The organism is Ideonella azotifigens (assembly GCF_006519715.1).
Taxonomy (GTDB): Bacteria; Pseudomonadota; Gammaproteobacteria; order Burkholderiales; family Burkholderiaceae_C; genus Ideonella; species Ideonella azotifigens.
This window is the reverse complement of the sequence record NZ_VIDT01000657.1, coordinates 1-2,991: the sequence shown is the minus strand read 5'-3', so window position 1 is coordinate 2,991 and position 2,991 is coordinate 1. Positions and strand designations below refer to the sequence as shown.

At 69.6% G+C, this 2,991-nt stretch carries 3 protein-coding genes; all 3 read right to left on the bottom strand.

Annotation, left to right across the window (positions count from 1 at the left end; all coding sequences use genetic code 11):
- The coding region (locus FKP22_RS25780) for a DPP IV N-terminal domain-containing protein (protein ID WP_211361589.1) at nt 1-1,043 on the bottom strand (1,043 nt) is incomplete at its 3' end.
- 71 nt (nt 1,044-1,114) lie between these two features.
- Nucleotides 1,115-2,422 (bottom strand): hypothetical protein, encoded by a 1,308-nt coding sequence (locus FKP22_RS25775; RefSeq protein ID WP_141290642.1) that lies wholly within the window; start codon nt 2,420-2,422, stop codon nt 1,115-1,117.
- A 2-nt stretch (nt 2,423-2,424) separates the two neighbouring features.
- The gene (locus FKP22_RS25770; protein WP_141290640.1) at nt 2,425-2,763 is read right to left on the bottom strand and encodes a hypothetical protein; all 339 of its coding nucleotides are present in this window, start codon (nt 2,761-2,763) and stop codon (nt 2,425-2,427) included.
- Nucleotides 2,764-2,991: the final 228 nt, after the last annotated feature.

Below are 2,991 nucleotides of genomic sequence, written 5' to 3'. Positions count from 1 at the left end.
CAGGCCGAGTCGCGTTCGGAGGCCAGCGTGTGCGGTGCGGCGCTGCGCCGGTCGAACTCGACCAGGTCCAGCCGGGTCTGCTCGCGCGTGAGCCACTGCAGCCACGGCGTGCCGTCGTCGAACCAGCCGGCGCGGGCGATGTACTCGGCCTCGGGCGGCAGGCGCAAAGGTGTGGCCTTGCCGTTCGAGATTTCAATCCTCAGCGCACGGACCTTGGCGTTCGGCTGGCCGGCGCCGGGGTAGCGCTGCTCGGCGAAGCTGGTGTGGTCGGCGGCGATCTGCGCGCGCACCTTGATCGGCACCGGGCTTTCGTCGACCTCGATGGCCAACAGCGCGCGGCCGTCCGGCGCCCACCAGAAACCTTCGTGCCGGTCCAGCTCCTCCTCGGCGATGAACTCGGCCAGGCCGGTGCTGCGGGTGGCGCTGGCGCTGTGCGTAAGCCGGCGCGCCGGGCCAGCGCTCAGCGGCTGCACCCACAGATCGCCCGCCTGCACAAAGGCGACTTGGCGGCCGGCCTTGTCGCACTGCGGGTCCCGCACCGGTTCGTCGCCCCGAGTGTCCGTTTTCGCCTGCGCCAGCAAGCGCGTGCGTGGCAGGCCGTCCGCCTGCAGTTCGGCCAGGTACAGTCCGCCGGACAAGGGCACCAGCAGGCGCTGGTCGCTGTTGCCGCACCAGCGGTATTCGAGGATGCCGCTGCCGCCGATGCGCCGCCGCTGCAGCGCCATCTTCTCGGCTTCGGTCAGGTGCACCTTCGCACCCCCCAGCAGATCGGCCATGGCCAACAGCCGGCGTGGTCCACCGGCCGGCAGCGGCTGGCCCCACAACTCCTTGACCTCGCCGTCGGCCTGGGACGGCTGCAGCCAGGCCGCCCAGCGGCCGCCAGGCGACAGCGTGGCCTCGCGCGGCAGCCGGCCCTGCAGCGGCGGGTCCGCATGGATGCGATCCAAACTCAACGGGTCGACCAGCTCGGCCGCCGGCACGGGCAGCACACAACTCAGGCAGGCGGCGGCGAGCAAGGCCTGTGGCATGAAACGCAAAAGCATGGTGGAGCGAGAGCGGTCAACAGCGAAGGCTGGAATTTAGCTGCGAATGCCGCGCAGCCGCACCGGCAGATTCAATGGTGCGTCCGCGCGGCGTTGGCCACCATGGTGCGCAGCGCCGCCAGCGGTTCGCCTTCGGCCCCCAGCTGATCGGCCAGGTCACAGAAGCGTTGTGTCTCGTCCAGGCACAGCGGCATGGCCAGCTCCGACCGCAGCGCCTGCAGCTGTTCGGCCAGGCTCGGCCACGGCACCAGGCGCAATGCAAAACGCATGGCGTTGGACAGGCCTGCTTCGACCCGGTCGACCCTGGGCGCGAACTGCGCGTAGGCCGCGTCCACCAACACGCCGGCCGTGGCCAGCTGCGCCTCGCTGAAGCCGTCGCCCCAGGCCCACCTGGCCAGCAGCAGCTTGAGGAAGCTTGCCACCATCGCAGCGCGGGCCGCGTTGGCCACCGGTGGCAGCAAGAGCTGCGCAGAGGCCATGGTACGAAGGTCCGCGCCGGCGTGGCAGGCAACGGTGGCCGTGCCTCGGCAACGGTCCATCAGCGCCACCACCTGGGTCAGCAGCACCAGTTCCTGCAGGTAGCGCCCGGTGTCGGGCGAATCGCCTCGGTCCTGTTGCATCACGGCTTGCGTGGCCGCCAGCAGCAACTCGGCGGCAAACATGTCGGCCGAGGCTTCGCACTGCAGCTGGTCCAGGCCGACCATCGAGCTGCCGCGCTCGGCCAGCGCGAGCTGGCGAATCTCGTTTTTCAGGCCGGCCGGGTAGTGCACGGCCTGGGCCAGGGCCACGTCGATAAAACCGAGCGCGCGCGTGTCGGAGAACAGCAGGCGCTGGCCGCTTTGCTGGCGGCGCGCCGCCTCCACATGGCCCAGCTCGTGCAGCAGGCCGTAGAACCACACGGCCATGTAGGCCTCGCCCTTGCGCTCCTGTTCCAGCACCAGGGTTTGGTCGCCATCGTCCAGCCAGATGCCTTTGCCAACGATGGATTTCAGGAAGGCGTGGACCGCGAAGTCGACATGGCCACGGCGCAGCGCGAACTCGGCCATCAGCTTCAGGGCCAGTTGCTCGGCGCATTCGTCGGCCACTTGCTGCAGCGAGGGCTCCGAGAACACGCGCCTGACACAGGCCGAGAGCGAGAGGTGGCGCCGGCTGTAGACGACCGGGCAAGGGCTGAGGCCCGGCAGCGAAAACAGCTCGGGCGAGCCGAGGTCCAGCCAGTACAGGTCGAAGCTCCCGGCGCCCAGCCGGCGCTCGACCAGGTCCAGCACCAGGCCCATCGGCGAACCGGGCGCCGGCTGGTGCAGGAAGAAGCGGGCTCGCGGCCCCAGCTCAATGGCCAGCACCGCCTCGGCCTGGGCCCGCCGAGCGGCGCTGGCCATGCTCAGGCCGCCGAGTTGCTGCGGGCTTCCAGGGACTTGTCGATCGACTTGCGCAGCCGCTCGATGTCCTCTGCGCTCGGGTTCTCGATCTCGACGTCGCCGATCTTGATCTTCTTGACCTGGCGCCGCGTCACCAGGTCCTTGATGAAGCCCAGGATGTGCGGCAGCGCCAGCACCGCGACATTGGCGATCGCCAGCCAGGTCTGGGAGTTGCCGTCGAAGTTCTTGCGCTCGGTCAACGCGCTTTCGCTGCCGGGCTGCGCGGCGACCTCACGGTGAAAGGCCGTGATGGCTTCTTTCGGTCCGCTGAGCACCAGCAGTTCGCTCTGTGATTCGGTCATGCACGCTCCTCCGGGAAGCCACGCCACAGCCAGAACTTCAGGCTGCGCGGATTACAGCGGAATGCCGCCCACAGCGCCACCCCGAGCAGTGCCACGTCACAGGACTGAGGGACAGCGCGGCGTCACCTGCGCCACCCATGGCTCACGCGCCGCCGGTGGACTCGCGCTCGACGATGCAAAAGCCGACGTCGATCACCGGCTGGGCCGGGGTTTCGCCGCGGCAGCGGG

Bases quoted from the DNA above. Each gene is read 5' to 3' on its own strand.
- FKP22_RS25770 (WP_141290640.1), bottom strand. From the start codon at position 2,763: ATGACCGAATCACAGAGCGAACTGCTGGTGCTCAGCGGACCGAAAGAA.
- FKP22_RS25775 (WP_141290642.1), bottom strand. From the start codon at position 2,422: ATGGCCAGCGCCGCTCGGCGGGCCCAGGCCGAGGCGGTGCTGGCCATT.